Genomic DNA, 25,078 nt, shown 5'->3' with positions numbered 1-25,078 from the left:
GGAGCGCGGCCGCGGTTTTTCGGGAAAGGGAGGGGGACGGCGTGAACGTCCACAAAAAAGAGGTCATCCGCCTGTTGGAAACGATTGCCTTATATATGGAAATCAAAGGTGAGAACCCGTTTAAAGTAAACGCATTTCGCAAGGCGGCAAGCGCGCTGGAAACGGATGAACGAAGCCTGACGGAAATCAGCGACTTTACCGCCATCCCTGGCATCGGCAAAAGCACAGCGGCGATCATCACCGAATTTATCGAAACGGGCTCGTCGTCGGTGCTGAATGAATTAAAACGCGATGTTCCGGAGACGCTGCTTGCCTTGCTCAAACTGCCGGGGCTTGGCGGCAAAAAAATCGCCAAGCTGCATCAAGAGCTTGGCATTGTCGATATGGACGGATTGAAAGAAGCGTGCTTGGCTGGAAAAGTGCGCGTGCTTGCCGGTTTCGGCGCGAAAACGGAAGAAAAGCTGCTGATGGCCATTGAAAAGGCGGGCAAACGCCCCGAGCGGCTGCCGCTCGTCCGGGTGCTCGCGATCGCGGCGGATATTGAACGCCAGCTCGCTTGTCTTGATGGCGTGATCCGCTTCTCGCGGGCCGGCAGCTTGCGGCGCTTGAACGAAACGGTGAAAGATTTGGATTATGTCATCGCCACCGACCGTCCGGCCGAGGTGCGCGACGGGCTGCTCGGTTTTGAGCGCATCCGCGAGGTGATCGCCGCTGGGGAGACGAAAGTGTCGCTTCTTTTTCAGTATGATGATGAAATTGCGGCTGATTTCCGTCTCGTCGGCGAGGACGAGTTTGCGACCGCGCTTCACCATTTTACCGGATCGAAGGACCATAATGTGCGCATGCGCCAGCTCGCCAAAGAGCGCGGGGAGAAAATCAGCGAATATGGCGTGGAAGACCAAGCGACAGGCAAGGTGAAAACGTTCCCCGATGAATCGGCGTTTTACGCCCATTTCGGGCTGCCGTACATTCCGCCGGAGCTGCGTGAAGATGGCACGGAAGTCGAGCGATATTCTTCTGATTATCCACTTGTCCATTTTGACGATATCCAAGGTGACTTGCATATGCATTCGGCATGGAGCGACGGCGCGTGTTCGCTCGAGGAGCTCGCCGAAGCGTGCCGCCGCCGCGGCTATCGGTATATCGCCATTACCGACCATTCGCACTATTTGAAAGTCGCCAACGGCTTGACCCCGGATCGGTTGCGGCGCCAGCGCGAGGAAATTGAACGGCTGAACGCGCGCTACAGCGATCTGACCATTTTAGCCGGCATCGAGATGGATATTTTGCCCGACGGGACGCTCGATTACGACGATGACGTGCTCAAGGAGCTTGATTTTGTCATCGCCGCCATTCACTCTGCGTTCAAACAGCCGCGCGAGACGATCATGAAACGGCTTGAAGCGGCGCTTCGCCACCCGTACGTCGATGTCATCGCCCACCCGACCGGGCGGCTGATCGGCCAGCGCGACGGCTATGACGTCGATATCGAGCGGCTCATCGAGCTGGCGGCCGAGACGAACACAGTGCTTGAGTTAAACGCCAACCCGAATCGGCTCGATTTGTCGGCGGCCTACGTGAAAAAAGCCCAGGAAGCGGGGGCGTACATTGCCATCAACACGGACGCCCACCATTTGGACATGCTCGAGGATATGGCGATCGGCGTAGCGACGGCAAGAAAAGGTTGGATCCATAAGGAAACGGTCATCAACACATGGCCGCTTGAAAAGCTGCAACAGTTTTTGCGCGACAAACGAAAGAAATGAATCAGCTGGGGGTCAGATACGTGCAACAAAAAGTGCTTCACACCTTGGAGTTCGATAAAGTGAAAGAGCAGTTGGCCGAGCATGCGTCCTCGCCGCTCGGTTTGGAAAAAATCGACGCTCTCATACCGTCTTCTGACTTGGAGGAGGTGGCCGCCTGGCTTGACGAAACGGATGAAGCCGCCGCTGTTTTGCGGATGCGCGGCTATGCGCCGCTTGACGGAGTGGTCGACATCCGTCCGCATCTCAAGCGGGCGGCGATCGGCGGCACGCTCAGCCCACAAGAGTTGCTTGAAGTGGCGGCGACAGCGGCCGCAAGCCGGAAGATGAAACGGTTGATTATGGATCTGCATGAAGAGTACGGCGGGTTGGCGCGCCTAGCCGGTTATGCCGATGAGCTCGTCGAGGTGCCGGCGCTTGAAGAGGACATTCGCCGCTCGATCGATGACCATGGCGAAGTGCTGGATGCCGCAAGCGACCGCCTCCGCTCGCTGCGCGGGCAAATTCGGTCAGTGGAAGCGCGCATCCGCGAGAAGCTTGAGAGCATCATTCGCTCGCCGTCGGCGCAAAAGCGGCTGTCGGACGCCATCATTACGATCCGCAATGACCGATATGTCATCCCGGTGAAACAAGAGTATCGCGGCGCCTACGGCGGCATCGTCCACGACCAGTCGGCGTCCGGGGCGACGCTGTTTATTGAGCCGCAGGCGGTCGTCGAGTTGAACAATGCGCTCCGCGAAGCGCGGGCGAAAGAAAAGCAAGAAATCGAACGCATTTTGCGCGAACTTTCGGCAAAAGTCGCCGAGCAGGCCGAGCCGCTTGCGCGGGCGGTCGAAGCGCTCGCGGCGCTTGATTTTGCGTTCGCCAAGGCGAAATACGCCCGTCGGTTGCAAGCCGCGAAGCCAGCGGTCAATAGCCGAGGCTATCTTCGTTTTTTGCAGGCACGCCATCCGCTGCTGGATCAGGACAAGGCGGTGCCCAATGATATTGAATTGGGCGGCGACTATACGACGATCGTCATCACCGGGCCGAACACCGGCGGGAAAACGGTGACTCTAAAAACGATCGGCTTGTTGACGCTCATGGCGCAAGCGGGGCTGTTCATCCCGGCGGCCGACGGATCGGAAGCAGCGGTGTTCCGTTCCGTTTTCGCCGATATTGGCGACGAGCAGTCGATCGAACAAAGCTTGAGCACGTTCTCGTCCCATATGGTCAATATTGTTGATATTTTGCGCCATGTCGATGGTGAAAGCCTCGTGCTGTTTGATGAGCTTGGGGCTGGCACCGATCCGCAGGAAGGGGCGGCGCTCGCGATCGCCATCTTGGATGAAGTGCACGGGCGCGGGGCGCGGACGGTGGCGACGACGCATTATCCCGAGTTGAAAGCGTACGGCTACAACCGTCCCGGTGTCGTGAACGCCAGCGTCGAGTTTGACACCGAAACGCTCCGCCCGACGTATAAACTGTTGATCGGCATCCCCGGCCGCAGCAACGCCTTTGACATTTCACGCCGCTTGGGGCTTGATGAGCGGATTATCGAGCGGGCGAAAGCGCAAGTGAGCGCTGAAAGCCATAACGTGGAAAACATGATCGCGTCGCTTGAACGAAGCAAAAAGCAAGCGGAGGAAGAGGAAGCGCGGGCGCGCGCGGCGCTTGAGGAAGCCAAGCGGCTGCGCGCCGAGTGGGAGCAAAAGCTCGAAGCGCTGGAAGAGGAAAAAGAAGAGCGGCTTGCCGAAGCGGCGCAAAAAGCAGCCGACATCATCCGCACCGCGGAACGCGAAGCCGAGCGGATCATTCAAGAGCTGCGCCGCTTGCAAAAAGAAAAGCGGGCGGAAGTGAAAGAGCATGAGCTCGTCGAGGCGAAACAGCGGCTCGCTGCCGCTATGCCGAAAGTGGAGAAGCGGAAAAAGGCGAAAAAGGCTGCCTCGCGCCATATGTTCCAACCGGGCGATGAAGTGAAGGTGACGAGCCTCAACCAAAAAGGCTATCTCATCGAGAAAGTGTCCGATGATGAATGGCAAGTGCAGCTCGGCATTTTGAAAATGAAAATTCATGAAAAAAATCTCGAGTACATCGGCAGCGCGCCGGCGAAAGAAGTAACGCCGGTTGCGACTGTGAAAGGCAAGGACGCCCATGTGAGCCTCGAGCTTGACTTGCGCGGCGAACGGTACGAAGACGCTCTCATTCGGCTTGAAAAATACTTGGATGATGCCGTGCTCGCCGGATATGCGCGCGTTTCGATCATCCACGGCAAAGGGACGGGCGCGCTCCGCCAAGGAGTGCAGCAGTTTTTAAAACAACACCGGGCGGTGAAAAGCTTCCGGTTCGGAGAGGCGAATGAAGGCGGCACCGGGGTGACGATCGTTGAACTGAAATGATGGGGGCGATGGCAATGGCGTCGTTTTGGGAGCACGACATGGTGAAAACGGCGGCCAATTTCAGCGTCGCCGTGTTGTGCATCGTCGTCTTTTTAGCCGTATTTGAATTGGTGACAAAGTACAAAAACTGGGAAGAGATTCGCAAAGGCAATGTGGCGGTGGCGATGGCAACCGGCGGGAAAATTTTCGGCATCGCCAACATTTTTCGCTATGCGCTCGCCCGCCATGAGTCGCTGCTGTCGATGATTGGCTGGGGGCTGTACGGGTTTTTGCTTCTGCTCGCCGCGTACTTTATTTACGAATTTTTGACGCCGAAATTCAATATTGATGACGAAATTGCCAATGATAACCGGGCGGTCGGCTTTATTTCCATGGTGATTTCCGTCGGCTTGTCGTTTGTCATCGGCGAAGGCATTCAGTAAAGGGGAACAACGAATGAACGGAGTAGTGAAATGGTTGTTGATTGCGGTCGGGCTGCTTTTGGTCGGCGGCATCGTCTATATGGCGGTGCGCAACCGGTCGGTCGATGTGCTGGCGAAAATCTTGTTTGTCATCTGCGCGTGCTTTTTCTTCGTTGGTTTGGTGTACTGGTTTTGGTAACGCTCGGTTCAAGCCCGGCGTTCTTTTTTTTGATGAAAAATTGAAAATAGTAAAATAAAATAGAAGTAAGGGGGGATTGGGATGGAAAAACCGTGGCTCGCTCACTATCCGCCGGAGATCCCGCATACGCTCGATTATCCAAAGAAAACGCTTTCTGACTATTTGCGGGAGACGACCGAACAGTTCGGAGGTCATGAGGCGATCGACTTTTTGGGCAAGACGATGACGTTTCGCGAGCTGTACGAGCAAGCGTTGACATTCGCGCATTATTTGCGGACGATCGGATTGAAAAAAGGGGATCGGGTGGCGATTATGCTGCCGAACTGCCCGCAGGCGGTCATCAGCTACTACGGGACGCTCATGGCCGGCGGCATCGTCGTGCAGACGAACCCGCTTTACACCGAGTATGAGCTTGAATACCAGCTGAACGACAGCGGCGCCTCGGTGCTCGTGACGATGGATATCCTGTATCCAAAGGCGGAAGGATTGAAAGGGAGAACGCCGGTCAAACATTGGATTGTCACGAGAATGCAAGATTATTTGCCCACGGTGAAGAAATGGCTGTATCCGCTTGTGCAGCGGAAGCAAAACATGCCCATCGTCCGCATCAAGGAAAACGAAACCGTTCATATGTTCCGCACGATCGTCAGTCGGAAGGAAACCGCTCCGATCGAGGTGGACATCGATCCGGTGGAAGATGTGGCGCTGCTGCAATATACAGGCGGCACGACGGGGCATCCGAAAGCGGCCATGTTGACGCATCGCAACTTGATCGCCAATACGCTCATGTGCGCCCATTGGGTGTATAAATGCGAAAAAGGAAAAGAAACGGTGCTCGGTGTGCTTCCGTTTTTCCATGTGTACGGAATGACGACGGTGATGAATTTGTCCGTGATGATGGCAAGCAAAATGGTGCTGCTCCCGCGGTTTGATGTGAAGCAAACGTTGAAAACGATCGAGCGCACCCGGCCGACGATGTTTCCAGGCGCGCCGACGATGTACATCGCTTTGTTGAACCATCCGGATTTGCCGAAATATGATTTATCCTCGATCAACGTCTGCATCAGCGGCTCTGCTCCGTTGCCGGTTGAAGTGCAGGAGCAGTTTGAGCGGGCGACGGGCGGAAAATTGATTGAAGGCTATGGGTTAACCGAGGCGTCCCCTGTCACCCACAGCAACTTTCTTTGGGATGGGGAGCGGGTGAAAGGAAGCATCGGCGTCCCGTGGCCGGATACGGAGGCGAAAATCGTTTTGCTTGAGACGGGAGAAGAAGGAAAGCCCGGCGAGATTGGGGAGATCGTGGTGCGCGGGCCGCAAGTGATGAAAGGCTACTGGAATCGTCCGGAAGAGACCGAGCAAGTGCTGCGTGACGGATGGCTATACACTGGCGACATCGGATATATGGATGAGCGGGGGTATTTTTATATCGTCGACCGCAAGAAAGATGTCATTATCGCCGGCGGTTACAACATTTACCCGCGCGAAGTCGAAGAAGCGCTGTACGAGCACCCGAAAGTGCAGGAAGCGGCCGTGATCGGCGTTCCTGATCCGTACCGCGGCGAGACGGTGAAAGCGTTCGTCGTGTTAAAGCCGGGGGAAACGTGCAGCGAAGAGGAGCTTGACGCGTTTATGCGCCAGCGCCTGGCTGCTTACAAAGTGCCGCGCATCTACGAGTTCCGCAGTGAATTGCCGAAGACGGCGGTTGGCAAAATTTTGCGCCGCGTGCTGGTCGAAGAGGAGAAAAAGAAGCTTGACAAATCGGCAGAATTGCCCGTAAAATGAAAATATGAATGATGGTTCATTCATTTGACGGATGGAAAGTGAGAAAAGGAGAATCGATATTGCGGAGGGAAAAGCCAAAGTTTAAACAAATCATTGACGCTGCCGTCGTCGTCATCGCCGAGCATGGCTACCATCAAGCCCAAGTGTCGAAAATCGCCAAGCAGGCCGGCGTCGCCGACGGCACGATCTACCTTTATTTTAAAAACAAAGAGGATATTTTAATTTCGCTTTTTCAGGAAAAGATGGGGGCGTTCATCGAGAAAATTGAACAAGAGACAGAAGGAATTTCAAGCCCCCTAGAGAAATTGTATGTATTGGTGAAAACTCATTTTTCCGCCCTCGCCGCCGATCCGCATATGGCGGTCGTGACGCAGCTTGAGCTGCGCCAGTCGAACAAAGAGCTGCGCCATCGCATCAATGAGGTGCTGAAAGGATATTTGCGGCTCATCGACCGCATTATCATCGAAGGGATGGAAAAAGGGGAGTTTCGCCATGATTTAGACGTCCGGCTCACTCGGCAAATGATCTTTGGCACCCTTGATGAAACGGTGACGACATGGGTGATGAACGAGCAAAAGTATGACTTGGCCGCCCTCGCCGATCCGGTGTACGAACTGTTGATCAAAGGGTGCGCCGCCGGGCGTTAGGATAGGCAGAAAGGAGAGAGGCTTCATGGACTTTTTTCGTTTGGCGAAAGAGGAGTTCGTCGCCATCGTGACGTTTTCACGGCCGCCGGCGAACGCCCTTTCATCAGCGGTTTTGAAAGAGCTTTCAACTATGTTGGACGAGCTCGAGACCGATCCGGAAGTGCGCGTCGTGCTGCTTCACGGCGAAGGCCGGTTTTTCTCTGCGGGCGCCGACATTAAAGAGTTCACATCCGTCGCTTCCGACGAGGAGGCGTCCGGTTTGTCGCGCAACGGCCAACTCGTGATGGAGCGAATCGAACGCTTTTCCAAACCGGTGATTGCTGCTATTCACGGCGCGGCGCTGGGCGGCGGACTGGAGTTGGCCATGAGCTGCCATATCCGCATCGTGGCAGAAAACGCAAAGCTCGGCTTGCCGGAGCTGCAGCTTGGCATCATCCCTGGATTTGCTGGAACGCAGCGGCTCGTGCGCTATGTCGGTTTTGGCAAAGCGGCGGAAATGATGTGGACAAGCGAGCCGATCACCGGACTCGAAGCGGTCGAATGGGGGCTGGCTAACAAGGCGGTGCCGGAAGAGCGGCTTCTTGACGAAGCAAAAGCGTTGGCGAAAAAGATCGCTGCCAAAAGCCCGATTTCCGTCCGCGCGACCATTGAACTGCTCAACGCCGCGAAGGAAAAATCGTTCGCCGAGGCAGTGCGCGAGGAAGCGGAATGGTTTGGCCGCGTGTTTGTATCCGAGGATGCAAAAGAAGGCGTGCAGGCGTTTTTGGAAAAACGGCCGCCTGTTTTTCAAGGAAAATAATGATGTTTGAATGTTGGCAACTGAAACAATTGTTCGAGGAGGGGAACGACGTGAACATTTTTGTATTAATGAAACGCACCTTTGACACTGAAGAAAAAATCTCCATCGTCAATGGCAAGATTAACGAGGAAGGCGCCGAATTTATCATCAATCCTTACGATGAATACGCCATTGAAGAAGCGATTCAAGTGCGCGACAAACACGGGGGCGAAGTGACGGTCGTCACCGTTGGCAGCGAGGAGGCGGAAAAAGAGCTGCGCACGGCGTTGGCGATGGGCTGCGATAAAGCGGTGCTCATCAACATCGACGACGATGTCGAAGAACAGGACCAATATACGACGGCGAAAGTGCTCGCCGAGTATTTAAAAGACAAAAATCCGGATTTGATTTTGGCCGGCAATGTCGCCATTGACGGCGGCTCCGGGCAAGTCGGCCCGCGCGTCGCGGAATTGCTCGGCATTCCGTACGTGACGACGATCACGAAACTTGACATTGCCGATGGCGGCAAAGTGACCGTTGTGCGCGACGTCGAGGGGGATGAGGAAATCATTGAAACGTCGCTGCCGCTCCTTGTTACTGCTCAACAAGGGCTGAATGAACCGCGCTATCCATCGCTGCCAGGCATTATGAAGGCGAAGAAAAAGCCGCTTGACGAGCTGGAGCTTGACGACTTGGACCTTGATGAAGAGGATGTCGAAGCAAAAACGAAAACGATCGAAGTGTTCTTGCCGCCGAAGCGCGAAGCGGGCAAAATTTTGCAAGGCGAGATCGCCGATCAAGTGAAGGAACTCGTTCAGCTACTCCGTTCTGAAGCGAAAGTGGTATAAGCCGGAACCGCTGTCGGCGTTCGGATGAAAAACAACGGGGAATCAAAGGATAGGGGGACTGAAAGAATGGCACGCAAAGTCTTGACATTGGCGGAAGTACGCGACGGATCGCTGCGAAACGTTTCCTTTGAAGCAATCGCGGCGGCCAAAACGATCGCCGAAGGCGGGGAAGTCGTCTCGGTGCTTGTCGGCGATCAAGTGCAGGCGCATGCGAACGAACTCATTTACCGCGGTGCGGACCGCGTCGTCGTCATTGAACATCCGAATTTGAAATTTTATACATCAGATGGCTATTCGCAAGCGTTAAAAGCCGTGATTGACAAAGAGCAGCCGGAAGGCATCGTCTTCGGCCATACGGCCCTTGGCAAAGACTTGTCGCCGAAATTGGCCATCAAGCTTGACGCTGGTCTCATTTCGGACGTCATCGCGGTCGAAGAAGCGGGCGGCAACATTGTGTTCACGCGCCCGATCTACTCCGGCAAAGCGTTTGAAAAGAAAATCGTCACCGACGGCATCATTTTTGCGACGGTGCGTCCGAACAACATCGCGCCGCTCGAGCGCGACGAGTCGCGCTCAGGCAGCGTGGAAGCGCTTGCCGTCGAGATTAAAGACTTGCGCGCGATTGTCAAAGAAGTCGTCCGCAAAACGGCGGAAGGCGTCGACTTGACCGAGGCGAAAGTGATCGTCGCCGGCGGCCGCGGCGTCAAAAGCGCCGAGGGCTTCAAGCCGCTCAAAGAGCTCGCGGAAGTGTTGGGCGGCGCGGTCGGCGCTTCGCGCGGGGCGTGCGATGCCGGCTATTGCGACTACTCACTGCAAATCGGGCAAACGGGGAAAGTCGTCACGCCGGACCTTTACATCGCTTGCGGCATCTCAGGCGCCATCCAGCATTTAGCGGGGATGTCAAACTCGAAAGTCATCGTCGCCATTAACAAAGACCCGGAAGCCAACATCTTTAAAGTCGCGGACTACGGCATTGTCGGCGATTTGTTCGAAGTCGTTCCGCTCCTCACCGAAGAGTTCAAAAAACTGAAAGTGCATTCGTAATGAACAACACGGGCGGTTGCAGCCGTCCGTTTTTTGACGGATAAATTCCGCGGCAAAAGCGAATAGTAGAAACGAAGCAAAACATTCGCGCCGACTTGCATTCCATGGTATACTTTGCTTGCAGCATTCAAGAAGATGGGAGGGAATCCATATGGCGATTGTCAACGCCACTGACCAAACGTTCGCCGCGGAAACGAAAGACGGCCTCACGCTCGTTGACTTCTGGGCGCCATGGTGCGGACCGTGCCGCATGATCGCTCCGGTGCTTGAAGAGCTTGACCGCGAAATGGGCGACAAAGTCAAAATTGTCAAAGTGAATGTCGATGAAAACCAAGAAACAGCGTCGAAGTTCGGGGTCATGAGCATCCCGACGCTGCTCGTGTTCAAAAACGGCGAACTCGTCGATAAAGCGATCGGCTACCAGCCGAAAGAGGCGCTTGTGCAGCTGGTTGGCAAACATGTGTCATAACGGAGAAAGAAGGAAATCCAGAGGGGAAGAAGCCTCTGGATTTTTTCTTTTTCAAATCAAAAAAAGGTTCCCAGAAACGGTCGCTGCCCGGCTTTGCGAGTATGAACAGTTGGGAATCCGCTATTTCATTACTATCCGGTTACCCGCATTTAGAGGAAGCTTATCGGGTGGCCGAGCTGCTGTTTCCGCTGCTGCCGCTGGATACCTCTCCCTCCTCTTCTTCTATTCGGGTGGGAAGTTGTCGGCCACGAGTTTTTCCCGAGTGTGATTAAAGTGTGATCAGTTAGGAAGAGAGGATTTCCGGTAAGAGGGGAGTCCTCTCTTTTTTCATCATGCATTGACATTGAAATTCATTTTCTCTTATAATCTTATTGTATTGATATTGATTATCATTTTTTGGATGTGTGAACGGGGGGATACATAATGTCATTGAAATGGAAGTGGCTGGCCGTGTTCGCCGCCGCAGCGTTGGCGCTTGGAGCGTGCGGCCAGAACAAACAGACGACGGGGACAGAAAAAGAAAGCAGCAGCCAAACGGCCGTAGAGAAACAAAAAGAGCCGAAAGAGGAAGCGAAGGCGGAGAACGAGAAGGAAGAAGCGGAAGTCGATTATGCAGGAGCGTTCAGCGAAGCGTTGGCGGAGCTTGAGAAAGCGAAGCAAGGCGAGGCGGTCGACTACGGCAAGGTGGAGAGCATCTACAAAGAAACATTGCAGCCGCTTGTACAAAAACGTGATGCGGAATTTGAAGATACGCTTGACCAACATATTACCACTGCACTGGCGGCCGGCAAAGACGGATCGCTTGAGCCGTTGGTCGTCAAACAAATTTTTGACAAGCTGATGCAAAAAGTGTTTTACACGACAATCCAACATGAGTTTACGGAAGCAGAAGAGCATTGGGCCAATAAGGAAGAAGTAAAGGAAGAGCTTGAGGAAGCTAAAACATTTTACGCGATTTTGCAGTCGACCGTGGAAAAGCGCGATGCGGCTTACGGAACGAAGCTGGTTGACGCGATCAACGGGGCGTTTGCCCAAATGGAGCAAGCGGTCCAAAACGATGATGCGCTGGCGTTTGCCCTCGGCAAGCAAGTGGTTGACAAAACATTGATGAAAACGTTCTATTTAGCGAGTGGGGCGCTGCCGCACGGCTATGCGGCGAAGGCGGCGGCCGCGGCCAAAGAAAACGCCGAAGAAGCCAAAGTGGAGCAGGCGGAAGGCTGGGCGTTTTATCAATCCGTCTATCCGTATATGAAACGGCATGCCGCTGAAGAAGCGGACTACATTTTGAAACAGTTTGACCTGCAAACCGATGTCAAAACGCTCGATCCGAAAGCGGTGAACCATGCGTTCGTGCGCGGATGGGCGAAAGTGGCGCTTCACGAATATGAAGAAAGCAAAGAAAATTGGGGGCAAGACAAGTCGGTGATCACCGCCTTAGAAGGCGCGCTCTTTATTCACATGATCGAAAATGATATAAAAGCGCTGCTCGGCGACAAGGCGTATGACACGTTGAACGACCAAGCGGCGCGCTACTTAGAAGCAACGAAGGCGAAAAATAAAACCGAGGCGGACAAATGGCTGCCACAAATTGAAGCCGCCCTGCAACAAGTGATCGAAAAGGCGAAATAACCTAACAAACAAAGGTGTCCGCAGGGCGCTCTTTTTTCACAAGTGTCAGCCGCTCCGGATGACGTCTATACGTCCACCCATCCTTCCGTCGGTTCGGCCGCACGCCTCAATGAATGGAAACATTTGGTTTTATCCCGTGACCCGCGACTTTCGACGGTTGCTATGGTAAGATGCTAATGGAGATGGAATTCAGTAATGGGGGGAAACTGGTGAAAGTTGTGGTGACTGGAGGGGCAGGGTTTATCGGCAGCCATCTGGCCGCCTGCTTGAGCGATCAAGGATACGAAGTGGCTGCCATTGATTGTTTTCATCCGTATTATTCCATAGAGCGGAAAGAGCGGCAGTTTGAGGCGCTTACCGGCGGTCGGGTGCCGCTTGTCCGCTTGGATTTGCTTGATGGGGAGCGAACGAAAAGGTGGCTGGCCGAGTTTCGCCCTGATGTTGTCTACCATTTGGCGGCGCTGCCGGGCGTTCCGTATTCCCTCGAGGAGCCGCTCGCGTATATCGACTATGACATTAAAGCGACAGTCAATGTGTTGGCGGCGGCGGGGGAAGCCGGGGCGGCGCATGTGCTGTTTGCCTCATCGTCATCGGTGTACGGCGACCGCGGCAACGTCCCGCTCCGGGAAGAGATGGCTGACGGCCGCGTCGTTTCGCCGTATGCGGCGGCGAAATACGGAGCGGAATCGTTTTGTCATGCCTATGCCCATTTGTATGGCTACCAAATGACGATCTTCCGCTATTTCACCGTTTACGGGCCGTGGGGGCGTCCGGATATGGCGATCGGCACGTTTTTGCGCCGATTGCTGTCGGGCGAGGAGATTGTCGTGTATGGCAAGGGGACGGCGCGCGATTATACGTACATCGATGATATTGTGGAGGGCATGATCGCAGCACTTCACCGCAGCGGCGGGCGAAGCGAAGTGTTCAACTTGGGCGCCGGGACGCCCGTCACTATGGAGCAGCTGCTCGCTGAGTTGCGGAAGCACTTTCTCGATATGAAAATCGTGCACGCGCCGGAGCGGAAAGGTGATGTGAAAGCGACATGGGCGGACATCACGAAGGCGGAGCGGGCGTTTGGCTACAAGCCGAAGGTGGCGTTTGCCGAAGGGCTCGCCCGCACGGTGGCGTGGGCGCGTGAATATGAGCGGTAAACCGGCGGCCGGCGCGGTGGTGCTCATATTTTGGCGGTCCGACTGGCAGGCGGTGCGGGGCGTATGGAGAAAGGAAAGGGAGAGGCAATGAAAGAAGCATCACGGTTTGAAAAAATTGCGGCGCGCTGCTGGAATTTGCTGAATGAAGGAAAGCCGTTCACGCCGATTTTTGTCGTGGGAACGATGAGCATCTACCATGCCGCTGATCTTATGGACGGCCATGCATGGACATGGCTGCTTGGCCTGACAGCGGTGCTGCCGCTGTTTGTTGTCTATTACGTGTATGATTACCCACTGTTTTTGCGCAATTATTTATGGATCCCTTATGTCGTGTTTCTCATCGTTTGGTCGTTCGCTGATGCGTCGTTGTTGTTGTTGGCGGCCGGGCTTTACTTTTTCTTTACCGTCTTTTTTTGGGGAACGCTCTATTACCATTTGCGCATCGGCACGTCATGGTGGAATTTCACCCGCTTTTGGAAGCTGGTGCTGAAAAACAGCGATTCAACAAGCGGCAATGCTCAAGAACAGCTGCCGAAAGTCTTTCTCCTTTTGTCTGTTTGGGAATATGCGTCGATCCAAGTGGAACGAGGGACGGATTTGGCGCCGCTGTACGGGGCGCTTTGGCTGTTTGCCGCTGGGGTGTGGCTGTTTTCATGGATTTTGCATCGGAATTTGTTCGACTGGCAGCCGGAGGTCATTCCGACTTACACGAACAACGTGCCGGCTCCGACAGCGCCGATGAGTGACAAAGTGTATGTCATCGTCATTGACGGGATGCGCAAAGACCGGTTTGAGGCGGCGAATGCGCCGTTTTTGAAACGGCTGCGCGCCCAAGGGACGGAGTTTGCGCAAATGGAAACGGTCTATCCGGCGCGCACGGTCGTCTGCTTTACATCGATGCTCACCGGCACGTATCCGTTTGAGCACGGCATTCGCTCGAATATGGTATGGAAGCTCGGAGCGAAAGTGGAAACGATCTTCGACTCGCTCCGCAAAGTAGGGAAAACAGGCCGCTTGCTTGGCATCGCTCATTTGGTCGACTCATTTGGAGAGGATGTTGAAACCGTGACGGCGGTGATGCCCAATGACCTTGCCGATCGCTACATTATCGAGCGAGCGAAACGCATCGTTGAGGAACAACATCCGGATTTGCTTGTCGTGCAATTGATCGCCACCGACCAGACCGGCCATAGCCGCGGTGTGCTGTATGACGAGTATATCGAAAAAATTGAAGAAACCGATGCTTTAATCGCTGAGTTTGTCGGCTGGCTTGAGGAACGCGGCGAGCTCGAGCGCGCGACGTTGATCGTTTGCGCTGACCATGGCCAGGCGGATGGCATCGGCGGCCATGGTCATTTGGATGAAGGGGAGCGGTACGTGCCGTTTTTTATGTATGGTCCCGCGATTGCGGCAGGAAAACGGATCGATGAGAAAAAAAGCCTCGTCTCGCTGGCGCCGACGATCGCCTATTTGCTCGGCGCGCCGTATCCGAGCCATAGCCGTGGTCCGGTTTTGATCGAGGCGATGCGAAAGGAGGAGAGCGATGAAGAAGCAGCGCGTCATCGTCTTTTTGCCGGCGCACAATGAAGAAGAAGCGATAGGGGAAGTGATTCGTCGCATTCCGCGCCATTTCCATCCCGATGTAGAGGTCAGCGTCTTGGTCATTGATGACGGGTCGACCGATCGGACCGCTGAAGCGGCGCAAGAAGCGGGAGCCGATTACATTTGCCGCTGGCTGGAAAACCGTGGCCTCGGGGCGGCGGTGCGGCGAGGGCTTGAAGAGTGTGTCCGTCTTGGCGCGGATATCGGCGTGATGATCGATGCCGACAACGAATATCCGCCGGAACAAATTCCGGACCTTTTGGCGCCGATTTTCGCCGGCGAAGCGGACTATACGATCGGCTCGCGCTTCCTTGGCACGATTCGCGGCATGAAATGGCATCGCCGCCTCGGCAACTATTTGTTCACTTGGCTGCAGTCGCTCCTTCTCGGCCAGCGGCTGTATGACGGGCAATCGGGGATGCGCGCCTTTTCGCGTCAGGCGATGGAGGAGGCGGAAATCATCCACGATTACAACTACGCCCAAGTGTTGACGCTCAATTTAGTGCGCAAAGGATTTCGCTTGAAAGAAGTGCCGATCCGCTACCAAGTGCGGACGACCGGCCGCTCGTTCATCAAATTCACCGCCTATATGACCGCGGTCATCCCAGCCATCTGGAAGGAAATGCGCCGCCCGGTCAAAAAAGCCGTCATTGACCGCGAAGCGCATGTGCTTTCTTCGGAGCGGACGAGGCATTGCTCGTAAGGCGGTTCGTGCTTAGACGATGGATGATTTTTATTGACAATAAATATGATAATGATTATCATTGATCTTGATGGAGGGAGAGGGAGACGTGAAATCGTTCCGTTTCTTTTTTTACATAGCAATGATAGTTATTCTCAATCTCATTCCGCTGAAAGCGTTCGCCTACTCGTACGGAAACCCGAACGAAGAGGCGGTTGCTGAGGCGTACAAACAGATGAAAGAGAAGCTGAATGAACAGCCGCCGAATTTTGCCTCTGCCAAGGAAATTTTTGAAACGGTTAAAAAAGAAATCGACATGCATATGGGGCCGGAGCCGTCCAAGGCGGTGCTTGCGGCCATCGAAGACAAAGACCGCCAGGCGGTAGTCGAGAACATGGAAAAAATCTTGGTGCTCAATATCGCCCGCCGCTTGGAAAACATCGAGAAAAACTTCGACCAATACGACACAAGCAAGCGGCTGTTGGCGAAGGCGTTTGCGACGTATGAGGCGCTGTCGCCGGTCATCCAAGGGAAAGACCCGTCGCTGGACAAACAGCTGCGCACTGAATTTGACAAGGCGCTTCAGTCGCTTGGCAACCCGGGGCTGTTCGGCGTCGGCGAGAAAAAATCGGATATCAACGTGTTTAAGAAAAGCAAAGAGACGATTTTAACAACGCTGCAAAAACAATTTGGCCTAAAAAGTGTAAAAATCGGCCACTTTTCGGAAAGCGCCACAGAAAAGCCGGATGCGGTGCAAAAAAAAGAATGGACCGATTTGTCCAAAGCAAAAAACTGGATTCCGCTCATTGTCATCGCTGTCGTGATTCTCGGCGCGGCCCTCATTTATGTGCGGCGTCGGAAGCGGGCTTAATCCAAACGTAAGGGGGAGGCGGGGGCATGGAAGTTCAAGCGTTGCTCATCACGTTTCGCGAAGCGCTGGAAGCGCTGCTTATCGTCGGCATCATTACATCGTATTTGAAACGGGTCGATCACCGCGAATACACGAAGTACGTATGGCTTGGCGCCGCCTTGGCGGTGGCGGCGAGCGTCGGCGTTGCCATGTTGTTTCAAATTGTGTTCACCGGCTTCGCCGCGATGGGAAGTGAAATCTACTTAAAAATCGGCATTATGGTCGTCTCAGCGCTTTTGTTGACGCAAATGGTGTTTTGGATGGCCGAGCATAGCCGGGATATGAAAAAAAGCGTCGAAGGGAAAATGGACCAGTTTATTACGGCCGGCAATGTCGCCGGCATGGTCATCCACTCGTTTTTAGTCGTGCTGCGCGAGGGGGTGGAAACGGTTTTCTTCTTCGCCGCCATTACGCATGGCAACATCGGCGCGGCCATACAAGGCTGGGGGGCGGCGACAGGAATCGCCATTGCCGCTTTGGTCAGCTATTTCTTCTTTAAAGGGACGATGCGCATCCCGCTGAAGACGTTCTTTAAAGTGACCGGCGCCTTTATCGTCTTGATCGCTGCTGGGTTGCTCGTGCAAGCCATTTCGATGATGCAGGACATTAACTTGATCGGCAGCGTCATGCCGCACGTGTACGATTTGACATGGCTGCTTCCGGAACATCCGATCGACTACGAGCATTACGTGCGCGATCATGGCGTCGCCCCCGTCTTTTCCGGCGAAGTCGGCGTCTTTTTAAAAGCATTGTTCGGCTATTCGTCGATGCCGTCGCTTGAGGAAATGATCGCCTATATCGGCTACTTCGTCGTCGTGTATTTGTTAGTAACGAGCCGCCGCGGTCAAAAGAACGCTGCGGTCGAGAAGCCGCCGGCCGCCGCGTTGGATGAAAACAAAAAACGCGTCATGTAAACGTACAAGGCTGCAGCGCCTTGTACTTTTTCTTTGGAGGGGAAGACGATGAACAAACGGTTCGGCGACCGCTTTTGGATTGGCTTTGGTGCCGGAACGGCCGCTTTGTTGGTTGGCGCCGGCTTGTATTGGGCGAGCCCGTATGCGGCCACATGGGATGAAGTCGATTTTGCCTTGGCGCTTAGGCGCTATGATGTGTTGGCCATGCAGCCGCATTTCCCGGGCTATCCGTATTTTGTTCTTGGCGGCATGGCGGTGCACGCTCTGGTTGCCAATCCGGCCAAGGCGCTTTCAATCTTGAATGTGCTCGTTTTGTTTTCCGCCGCCTTTCCCATCGTTTGGCTGCTGGGCCGGCATATGCCGCGTCCGGCGGCGCTATGGGCGGCGCTTTCGGTGCTCTCTTCAAGCTACGTGCTCCTTGCCGCCGCCAGACCGATGTCGGATGGGGCGGCGCTTGGCGTGCTTTGGTGGTACGTATGGGCGGTGGAATGGGCACGGCGGCGAACAACATGGATGGCACAGCTTTGGCCGGCCGCGTTGTTCAGCCTCATGATGGGGATTCGCCTGTCGTATGTCCCGTTGGCTGCCGCGTTGTTGATCCTTTGGCATGAGGACTGGAAAACGCATCGTCGCCTTAGCCGTGTGATGGCATCGCTGTTGGCGGCGGCCGTCTTTCAATTTGTTTGGGTGGCGGCGGTCGCGGCGACGGAAGGCGGTCTTTGGCCGTTTTTCAAGCTTGGCTGGGCGTTTGTCGTCGGTCATTTCAGCGACTGGGGTGGAACGGCGGCAGCGAGCCCGCTTCCATTTTCGGAGCGGGTGTGCCGCTTTGTCCTTGACAATTTTATTTGGACCGGCATGGCCAGCCGAAACGCTTGGCTGCTGGCTGCCTATGCGGTGGTCGGCGCCATCGCCTGGCGCGCCGGGCGGTTTGGCCTGCCGCGCCCGCTTGTTGTTTCCGCGTTGCTGTATGCTTTGTGGGCGCTGTTTGGACAAAACATTGACAAGCCGCGCCATCTCCTTCCGCTCGTTCATGTCGCGCTCGTTTACGTGTGGGGGCGGCTGTTGGCCGCGCCGCAGACATGGCGGCTCGGGCTGGCCGCGGCGGTTGTGCTGCTGCAGTCTGCGATCGGCGTCGGGCTGTTGCGCGAGCAGGCAAAAACGCCGCCGGCGGTGTATCAGCTTGCGGACGATTTGCGTGACAAACGGCAGCCGTTTGTGGTATATACGTGGGAAGAGACGCGCGTGTTTGACTATTTACACGCGCCGTTTCCGCATAAAGACGTGCTCCATTTTTCCTTCTTTTTGCAAGACAAAGAAAACTACCGCCATGCTACAATTTATATGACCGACCATGTCGTTGATGGATTTCGCGCCCAAGGGGTCGATGTTTCTAGCCATGTGCGCAAAGTGAAAACGTATCGTTCCAGTTTGCTTGCCGATCCGGTGTATGGGACGATTACGCTGTACGAATGGGTCGATGGAGCAGGGTGGGGTGATGGCCAGTGAACGACCGGCTGAAAGAAAAGCTGGCCGTGCTGCCGGAACAGCCGGGCTGCTATTTGATGAAAGACAAACACGGAACGGTCATTTACGTCGGCAAGGCGAAGTCGCTGAAAGCGCGTGTTCGCTCGTATTTTACCGGGACGCATGACGGCAAGACGCAGCGGCTTGTTGAGGAGATCGCTGATTTTGAATATATTGTCACCTCGTCAAACGCCGAGGCGCTCATTTTGGAGATGAATTTGATCAAAAAGCATGATCCGAAATACAATGTCATGCTGAAAGATGATAAAAGCTATCCGTTTATTAAAATCACCGCGGAAAAGCATCCGCGCCTGCTTATCACCCGCAAAGTGAAAAAAGACGGCGGCAAATATTTCGGCCCGTATCCAAACGTGCAGGCGGCGAACGAAACGAAAAAGCTGCTCGACCGCTTATATCCGCTCCGCAAATGTTCGACGCTGCCTTCGCGCGTCTGTTTGTATTACCATATGGGTCAATGCCTTGCCCCGTGCGTCCACCCGGTGTCGGACGAACAAAATAAGGCGATGGTTGAACAAATTGTCCGCTTTTTAAACGGCGGGTATGAAGACGTGAAGCGGGAGCTGACCGAGAAAATGCACGAGGCGGCGGAAGCGCTTGAGTTTGAACGGGCGAAAGAATACCGCGATCAAATCGCGGCGATTGAGATGACGATGGAAAAGCAAAAAATGATGCTCAACGACTTCATCGACCGCGATGTATTCGGCTATGCGTACGACAAAGGTTGGATGTGCGTGCAAGTGTTTTTCCTTCGCCAAGGGAAGCTGATCGAGCGCGACGTGTCGATCTTCCCGCTTTACCAAGACCCGGATGAGGAAATGCTTACGTTTTTGGGTCAGTTTTATGCGAAAGCGCATCATTTGAAGCCAAAAGAAGTCGTCCTCCCGTCCGACATTGACGGCGAGCTCGCCCGCGAATTGCTCGGCGTTGCCGTCGTCCAGCCGAAGAAAGGGAAGAAAAAAGAGCTTGTTGAGCTGGCGAGCAAAAACGCGGCCATTGCTCTGAAAGAAAAATTTTATTTCATCGAACGGGACGAAGAACGGACGATCAAAGCGGTCGAACGTCTCGGAGAGCGTCTCGGCATTCCGGCGCCGCGCCGCATCGAGGCGTTTGACAACTCGAACATTTACGGGGCCGATCCGGTCTCGGCGCTCGTCGTTTTCCTTGACGGCAAGCCGGCGAAAAAAGAGTATCGGAAATACAAGGTAAAGACGGTCGCAGGCCCGAACGATTATGAAACGATGCGCGAAGTCGTGCGCCGCCGCTATACGCGCGTGTTGAAAGAAGGATTGCCGCTGCCCGATTTGATCATCATCGACGGCGGCAAAGGCCACTTGTCGGCGGTGCGCGATGTGCTCGAAAACGAACTTGGACTGGATGTGCCGCTGGCTGGATTGGCGAAAGACGAGAAACATCGCACATCAGAGCTTTTGGCGGGTGATCCGCCGGATGTCGTGCCGCTTGACCGGCAAAGCCAAGAGTTTTATTTATTGCAGCGCATCCAAGATGAGGTGCACCGGTTTGCGGTTGCCTTCCACCGAAAGACGCGGCAGAAAACGATGTTCCATTCCGTGCTGGATGACATCCCAGGCGTTGGGGAAAAGCGGAAAAAAGCGCTCTTGAATTATTTCGGCTCGGTGAAAAAGATGAAAGAGGCGACGGTGGAAGAGTTGCAGCGGGCGAACATTCCGCGAGCGGTGGCGGAGAAAATCTATGAAAAACTGCATGAATAATGGCTGAACGGGCGCCCGTTTTGCGAGCGGACGCCCGTTGCCTTCATTTCATTCGATTGCCTGCTTCCGGTCCCATTTCACTAAAATGCGCGCTTTGCCAGCCTGCTTTGACGGCAGTTCGACCGCTTCGGTGACGAACCGCTTTTGTTGTTCGATTTGCTGGGCGAGAAATCCAGCCTCAAGCTGGAACGAGCAGCTGCCGTACAAGGAAAAGCGGGCGGCGATGATGGGGCCCGACAGCTCGATAGATAGTTCGTCGTTTCGCTCTTCGCCAACCGACAAAGCTCCCCAGCCCGCCCGTTCAAAAAATACGGCGACGTCATCGAGCGTTTCGAGCGGGTAGCGCCGCGCCAGCTGTTTGCCGGCCCAGTACAGCAGCGAAGCGGCATCTTTGCCAAGCAGCTCGGGAAGAAGCGAATGGCGAAGCAACTCAGCCCCGAATGCGGAAAGCGAAATCGACCCAAACATTTGATATTGGTCCTCTAATGGTGGTTGTTTCATCGTTTTCCCCTCTTTCTATCCATTTCCCCATTATAGCTGAATTGCTGCCGGAGTGCATCCTCTTTTCCTAAGGTGGCGCAACTATGAGAATGTTTGAACATTTTGTGGCAGTGTTTTCTTGACGCTTGTACAATGTGGGAGTACAATGAATGTGACAAAGCGAATAGGGAATGGAAGATGTTTCCATTTCCGCACTGCGAGCGAGAGGCACATATTTTTTATCAGTTGAAGGGGGTTTACATATGGCAGGGAATCGCGAGTTTTACTATCGCCGGCTCCACTCGCTGCTGGGGGTTGTTCCCGTCGGCATCTTTTTAGTGCAGCACTTGGTCGTCAACCATTTTGCGACGCGTGGGCCGGAAGCGTTTAACCGGGCGGCGGCGTTTATGGAAAACTTGCCGTTTCGCTATTTTCTTGAAATTTTTGTTATTTTTCTTCCATTGTTGTTCCATGCTGTATATGGCATTTATATCGCGTTTACAGCAAAATTCAACACTCGCCAATACGGCTATTTCCGCAACTGGATGTTTATGCTTCAGCGGATCACCGGCATCATTACATTGATTTTTGTCGTTTGGCATGTGTATGAAACGCGGGTGCAAGCGGCATTCGGCGTCAAAGTGAACTACGACATGATGGCCAACATTGTCGACAATCCGTTTATGCTCGGATTTTATATTGTTGGAATTTTGTCCACGGTCTTTCACTTCGCCAACGGCTTATGGTCGTTCTGCGTCAGCTGGGGTTTGACGGTGTCGCCTCGTTCGCAGCAAGTATTTACGTACATTACGATGATCATTTTCGTCGCGCTTTCCATTGTCGGCATTCGCGCCATCTTGGCGTTTGCGTAAGACAAGCGTTCCATTCCTAGGGAACGATTTGACGAGGAACCGCTGCGTTGGCTCGTGATGGATCGCGCCTTAGCCGCTCTCCGAACGATCGCTTGGTCGATGACGGCCGGCAAGGCAAAACGTGCGGCATGCAAGCAAAAGCAGCAATCTATTAGGGAGTGAGTAGCTATGAAAAAAGGGAAAATCATCGTTGTTGGCGGTGGGTTGGCCGGTTTGATGGCCACGATAAAAATCGCCGAAGCAGGAGTGCCTGTCGAACTGTTTTCGCTCGTTCCAGTAAAGCGTTCTCACTCCGTCTGTGCCCAAGGCGGCATTAACGGAGCGGTCAACACGAAAGGGGAAGGCGACTCGCCGTGGGAGCATTTTGACGACACCGTCTATGGCGGGGACTTCTTGGCGAACCAGCCTCCGGTCAAAGCGATGTGTGAAGCGGCGCCGGGGATCATTTACATGCTCGATCGGATGGGCGTCATGTTCAACCGGACGCCGGAAGGGCTGCTTGATTTCCGCCGCTTCGGGGGAACGCAGCATCACCGGACCGCCTATGCCGGAGCCACGACTGGCCAGCAAATTTTGTATGCACTTGATGAACAGGTGCGCCGCCATGAAGTGGCCGGGCTCGTCACGAAGTACGAGCATTGGGAGTTTTTAGGCGTCGTTTTGGATGACGAGCAAATTTGCCGCGGCATCGTCGCACAAGATTTGCGATCCATGGAAATCAAAGCGTTTCCAGCCGATGCCGTCATTTTGGCGACCGGCGGCCCGGGGATCATTTTTGGGAAATCGACGAACTCGGTCATCAACACCGGTTCAGCGGCTTCGATCGCCTATCAGCAAGGCGTTTACTACGCGAACGGCGAGTTCATCCAAATTCACCCGACCGCCATTCCGGGCGATGACAAGCTCCGCCTTATGAGCGAATCGGCGCGCGGGGAAGGCGGACGCATTTGGACGTATAAAGACGGGAAACCGTGGTACTTCCTTGAGGAAAAATATCCGGCTTACGGAAACTTGGTGCCGCGCGACATCGCCGCACGAGAAATTTTCCACGTCTGCGTCGATTTGAAGCTCGGCATCAACGGCGAAAACATGGTGTATTTGGATCTTTCGCATAAAGATCCGAAAGAGTTGGACATTAAGCTTGGCGGCATTATCGAAATTTACGAGAAGTTTATGGGCGAAGACCCGCGCAAAGTGCCTATGAAGGTGTTCCCGGCCGTTCACTACTCGATGGGCGGTTTATGGGTCGATTATGACCAAATGACGAACATCAAAGGGTTGTTTGCTGCCGGCGAGTGCGACTATTCGATTCACGGGGCGAACCGCCTTGGGGCGAACTCGCTGCTCTCGGCGATTTACGGCGGAATGGTCGCCGGCCCGAACGCCGTCCGCTACATCCGCGGCCTCGAGAAATCGGCGGATGCGATGCCGTCGACGTTATACGACAGCTATGTGAAACGGGAGCAGGAAAAATGGGAGAACATTTTGGCGATGGACGGCACGGAAAACGCCTATGTGCTGCATAAAGAGCTCGGTGAATGGATGACGGCGAACGTGACGATCGTCCGCTACAACGACCGGCTGCTGAAGACGGATGAGAAAATTCAAGAGCTGATGGAGCGGTACAAAAACATCAGCGTCACCGACACGTCGAGATGGAGCAACCAAGGAGCGACGTTTATCCGCCAGCTGTACAACATGCTGCAGCTCGCCCGCGTCATTACGCTTGGCGCTTACCATCGCAATGAAAGCCGCGGGGCGCACTACAAGCCGGAGTTTCCGGAGCGCAATGACGAAGAGTGGCTGAAAACGACGATGGCCCGCTACACGCCAGATGGTCCGGCGTTCCATTATGAAGACGTTGACGTCTCGTTGATTAAACCGCGCAAGCGCGACTACAGCAAAAAGAAAGAGGAAGTGAAGTAAGATGAGCGAGAACAAAACGGTTCGTTTGATCATCACGCGCCAAGATCGTCCGGATTCGGCGCCGTATGAAGAGGAGTTTGTCATTCCGTACCGCCCGAACATGAACGTCATTTCGGCGCTCATGGAAATCCGCCGCAATCCGATCAACGCCAAAGGGGAAAAAACGACGCCGGTCGCTTGGGAAATGAACTGTCTGGAAGAAGTATGCGGAGCCTGTTCGATGGTCATTAACGGCAAGCCGCGCCAGGCGTGCGCCGCGCTCATTGACAAACTCGAGCAGCCGATCCGCCTTGAGCCGATGCGCACATTCCCAGTCATCCGCGACTTGGTCATCGATCGGAGCCGGATGTTTGACGCGTTGAAGCGAGTGAAAGCATGGATTCCGATCGACGGAACGTACGACTTGGGCCCGGGGCCGCGCATGCCGGAGCGGAAGCGGCAATGGGCGTACGAGCTGTCAAAATGCATGACATGCGGTGTCTGCCTCGAAGCGTGCCCGAACGTCAACAGCAAGTCGAACTTTATCGGCCCGGCGCCGCTGTCGCAAGTGCGGCTGTTTAACGCCCACCCGACCGGGGCGATGCATAAAGCCGAACGGCTGCGGGCGATTATGGGCGACGGCGGATTGGCCAACTGCGGCAACTCGCAAAACTGCGTGCAATCGTGTCCGAAAGGCATTCCGTTGACGACCTCGATCGCGGCGTTAAACCGCGAAACGACGATTCAAATGTTCCGCGATTTCTTTGGCAGCGACGAAGTGTAGCGGCAGAATAAAATCCCCTTCATTCGAATAGACATGAGGGGGATTTTTTGTTTCACTAGGCAAGTGGAAGCCAACCGTCCCCGGCGAACCGAAAGATGAAGAAAAAAAGACCCATTTTTCTATTAGATAAGCAAATTTTCGTCACCGCCGCCCTTGCTCTCACATACGATATGGCGAGGAAATACCCATCCGGCAGTTCGGGCCCATTGAGAGCAAGGAGGGTTACAACCGTTGAAGGACAAATCGTTTCAATCGAAGCCGCTTTTGACAAAAAGAGAAAAAGAAGTCTTCGAATTGCTCGTGCAAGACAAGACGACAAAAGAGATCGCCAAAGAGCTGTTTATCAGCGAGAAAACGGTTCGCAACCATATTTCGAATGCGATGCAAAAGCTTGGGGTCAAGGGGCGCTCGCAAGCTGTCATTGAATTGCTTCGAATGGGCGAACTTGAACTATAAACGATGCCGGCTTTCCTTGTTGGACAGCCGGCTGTTATGTTCCCTTGCGGCCGGACGAGGCTTGGCGCCCGTCCGGCCTTCGTCCGCGGCGGCCGCCGCATTTTTT

Annotated in this window: 23 protein-coding genes and 1 pseudogene; 23 read left to right on the top strand and 1 reads right to left on the bottom strand. The window is 54.5% G+C overall.

Annotated features, from left to right (window positions below; genetic code table 11):
- Positions 1-41 precede the first annotated feature (41 nt).
- From polX to uvrC, 19 genes and pseudogenes are all read left to right on the top strand, one after another.
- A complete protein-coding gene (gene polX, locus BRO54_RS01035) occupies positions 42-1,766 on the top strand; it encodes a DNA polymerase/3'-5' exonuclease PolX (protein ID WP_074042826.1) in 1,725 nt (574 codons plus the stop codon).
- Positions 1,763-4,141 carry an endonuclease MutS2 gene (locus BRO54_RS01030; protein ID WP_074042825.1) on the top strand — a complete coding sequence of 793 codons (2,379 nt, stop codon included), beginning with the start codon at positions 1,763-1,765 and terminating at the stop codon, positions 4,139-4,141. The genes polX and BRO54_RS01030 overlap by 4 nt, the downstream gene beginning before the upstream one ends.
- Before the next feature lie 14 nt (positions 4,142-4,155).
- Positions 4,156-4,563: a DUF350 domain-containing protein gene (locus BRO54_RS01025; protein WP_074042824.1), complete on the top strand. Its 408-nt coding sequence runs from the start codon at positions 4,156-4,158 to the stop codon at positions 4,561-4,563.
- Positions 4,564-4,576: 13 nt separating this feature from the next.
- Positions 4,577-4,741 (top strand): hypothetical protein, encoded by a 165-nt coding sequence (locus tag BRO54_RS19945; RefSeq protein WP_167367363.1) that lies wholly within the window; start codon positions 4,577-4,579, stop codon positions 4,739-4,741.
- An 81-nt stretch (positions 4,742-4,822) separates the two neighbouring features.
- Positions 4,823-6,523, top strand: a complete 1,701-nt coding sequence (locus BRO54_RS01020) for a long-chain-fatty-acid--CoA ligase (protein ID WP_074042823.1) — start codon at positions 4,823-4,825, stop codon at positions 6,521-6,523.
- Positions 6,524-6,582: 59 nt separating this feature from the next.
- Positions 6,583-7,170: a TetR/AcrR family transcriptional regulator gene (locus BRO54_RS01015; protein ID WP_074042822.1), complete on the top strand. Its 588-nt coding sequence runs from the start codon at positions 6,583-6,585 to the stop codon at positions 7,168-7,170.
- Positions 7,171-7,195: 25 nt separating this feature from the next.
- Positions 7,196-7,969: an enoyl-CoA hydratase gene (locus BRO54_RS01010; RefSeq protein ID WP_074042821.1), complete on the top strand. Its 774-nt coding sequence runs from the start codon at positions 7,196-7,198 to the stop codon at positions 7,967-7,969.
- A 50-nt stretch (positions 7,970-8,019) separates the two neighbouring features.
- The gene (locus BRO54_RS01005) at positions 8,020-8,796 is read left to right on the top strand and encodes an electron transfer flavoprotein subunit beta/FixA family protein (RefSeq protein WP_013144555.1); all 777 of its coding nucleotides are present in this window, start codon (positions 8,020-8,022) and stop codon (positions 8,794-8,796) included.
- Positions 8,797-8,862: 66 nt separating this feature from the next.
- The gene (locus BRO54_RS01000) at positions 8,863-9,840 is read left to right on the top strand and encodes an electron transfer flavoprotein subunit alpha/FixB family protein (protein ID WP_074042820.1); all 978 of its coding nucleotides are present in this window, start codon (positions 8,863-8,865) and stop codon (positions 9,838-9,840) included.
- A gap of 151 nt (positions 9,841-9,991) precedes the next feature.
- Positions 9,992-10,309 (top strand): thioredoxin, encoded by a 318-nt coding sequence (gene trxA / locus BRO54_RS00995; protein ID WP_011232159.1) that lies wholly within the window; start codon positions 9,992-9,994, stop codon positions 10,307-10,309.
- A 70-nt stretch (positions 10,310-10,379) separates the two neighbouring features.
- A pseudogene (locus tag BRO54_RS20325) lies at positions 10,380-10,588 on the top strand (alkanesulfonate monooxygenase); the annotation flags it as partial.
- 144 nt (positions 10,589-10,732) lie between these two features.
- Positions 10,733-11,938 (top strand): hypothetical protein, encoded by a 1,206-nt coding sequence (locus BRO54_RS00985; RefSeq protein WP_074042819.1) that lies wholly within the window; start codon positions 10,733-10,735, stop codon positions 11,936-11,938.
- A 209-nt stretch (positions 11,939-12,147) separates the two neighbouring features.
- On the top strand, positions 12,148-13,092 hold the full coding sequence (locus tag BRO54_RS00980) for an NAD-dependent epimerase/dehydratase family protein (protein WP_074042818.1): 945 nt from the start codon (positions 12,148-12,150) through the stop codon (positions 13,090-13,092).
- A gap of 87 nt (positions 13,093-13,179) precedes the next feature.
- A complete protein-coding gene (locus tag BRO54_RS00975; protein ID WP_074042817.1) occupies positions 13,180-14,679 on the top strand; it encodes an alkaline phosphatase family protein in 1,500 nt (499 codons plus the stop codon).
- On the top strand, positions 14,636-15,397 hold the full coding sequence (locus tag BRO54_RS00970) for a glycosyltransferase family 2 protein (RefSeq protein WP_074042816.1): 762 nt from the start codon (positions 14,636-14,638) through the stop codon (positions 15,395-15,397). Before BRO54_RS00975 ends, BRO54_RS00970 begins: the two co-directional genes overlap by 44 nt.
- 88 nt (positions 15,398-15,485) lie before the next feature.
- Positions 15,486-16,247 carry a hypothetical protein gene (locus BRO54_RS00965; RefSeq protein ID WP_074042815.1) on the top strand — a complete coding sequence of 254 codons (762 nt, stop codon included), beginning with the start codon at positions 15,486-15,488 and terminating at the stop codon, positions 16,245-16,247.
- Between the two features lie 26 nt (positions 16,248-16,273).
- Positions 16,274-17,200, top strand: coding sequence for an FTR1 family iron permease (locus BRO54_RS00960; RefSeq protein ID WP_074042814.1), 927 nt, complete (start codon positions 16,274-16,276; stop codon positions 17,198-17,200).
- Between the two features lie 48 nt (positions 17,201-17,248).
- Complete coding sequence (locus BRO54_RS00955; RefSeq protein ID WP_074042813.1) at positions 17,249-18,706, top strand: DUF2339 domain-containing protein; 1,458 nt, start codon at positions 17,249-17,251, stop codon at positions 18,704-18,706.
- A complete protein-coding gene (gene uvrC / locus BRO54_RS00950; protein ID WP_074042812.1) occupies positions 18,703-20,475 on the top strand; it encodes an excinuclease ABC subunit UvrC in 1,773 nt (590 codons plus the stop codon). The genes BRO54_RS00955 and uvrC overlap by 4 nt, the downstream gene beginning before the upstream one ends.
- Before the next feature lie 48 nt (positions 20,476-20,523).
- Here uvrC and BRO54_RS00945 read toward each other — a convergent pair whose 3' ends face one another.
- The gene (locus BRO54_RS00945; RefSeq protein WP_025038957.1) at positions 20,524-20,976 is read right to left on the bottom strand and encodes a YslB family protein; all 453 of its coding nucleotides are present in this window, start codon (positions 20,974-20,976) and stop codon (positions 20,524-20,526) included.
- Positions 20,977-21,218: 242 nt separating this feature from the next.
- Here BRO54_RS00945 and BRO54_RS00940 point away from each other — a divergent pair, with 242 nt between their 5' ends.
- The 4 genes from BRO54_RS00940 (at position 21,219) to BRO54_RS00925 (ending at position 24,972) form a co-directional block, all read left to right on the top strand.
- Positions 21,219-21,827 carry a succinate dehydrogenase cytochrome b558 subunit gene (locus BRO54_RS00940; RefSeq protein WP_074042811.1) on the top strand — a complete coding sequence of 203 codons (609 nt, stop codon included), beginning with the start codon at positions 21,219-21,221 and terminating at the stop codon, positions 21,825-21,827.
- A gap of 168 nt (positions 21,828-21,995) precedes the next feature.
- The gene (sdhA, locus tag BRO54_RS00935) at positions 21,996-23,753 is read left to right on the top strand and encodes a succinate dehydrogenase flavoprotein subunit (RefSeq protein WP_066232716.1); all 1,758 of its coding nucleotides are present in this window, start codon (positions 21,996-21,998) and stop codon (positions 23,751-23,753) included.
- Position 23,754: 1 nt separating this feature from the next.
- Positions 23,755-24,516 (top strand): succinate dehydrogenase iron-sulfur subunit, encoded by a 762-nt coding sequence (gene sdhB / locus BRO54_RS00930; protein WP_074042810.1) that lies wholly within the window; start codon positions 23,755-23,757, stop codon positions 24,514-24,516.
- 231 nt (positions 24,517-24,747) lie between these two features.
- Positions 24,748-24,972: a helix-turn-helix domain-containing protein gene (locus BRO54_RS00925; protein WP_008881129.1), complete on the top strand. Its 225-nt coding sequence runs from the start codon at positions 24,748-24,750 to the stop codon at positions 24,970-24,972.
- Positions 24,973-25,078 lie beyond the last annotated feature (106 nt).

Origin of the sequence: Geobacillus proteiniphilus, from assembly GCF_001908025.1 — a bacterium.
Lineage (GTDB): Bacteria > Bacillota > Bacilli > Bacillales > Anoxybacillaceae > Geobacillus > Geobacillus proteiniphilus.
This window is presented reverse-complemented; position numbering and strand designations above follow the sequence as displayed.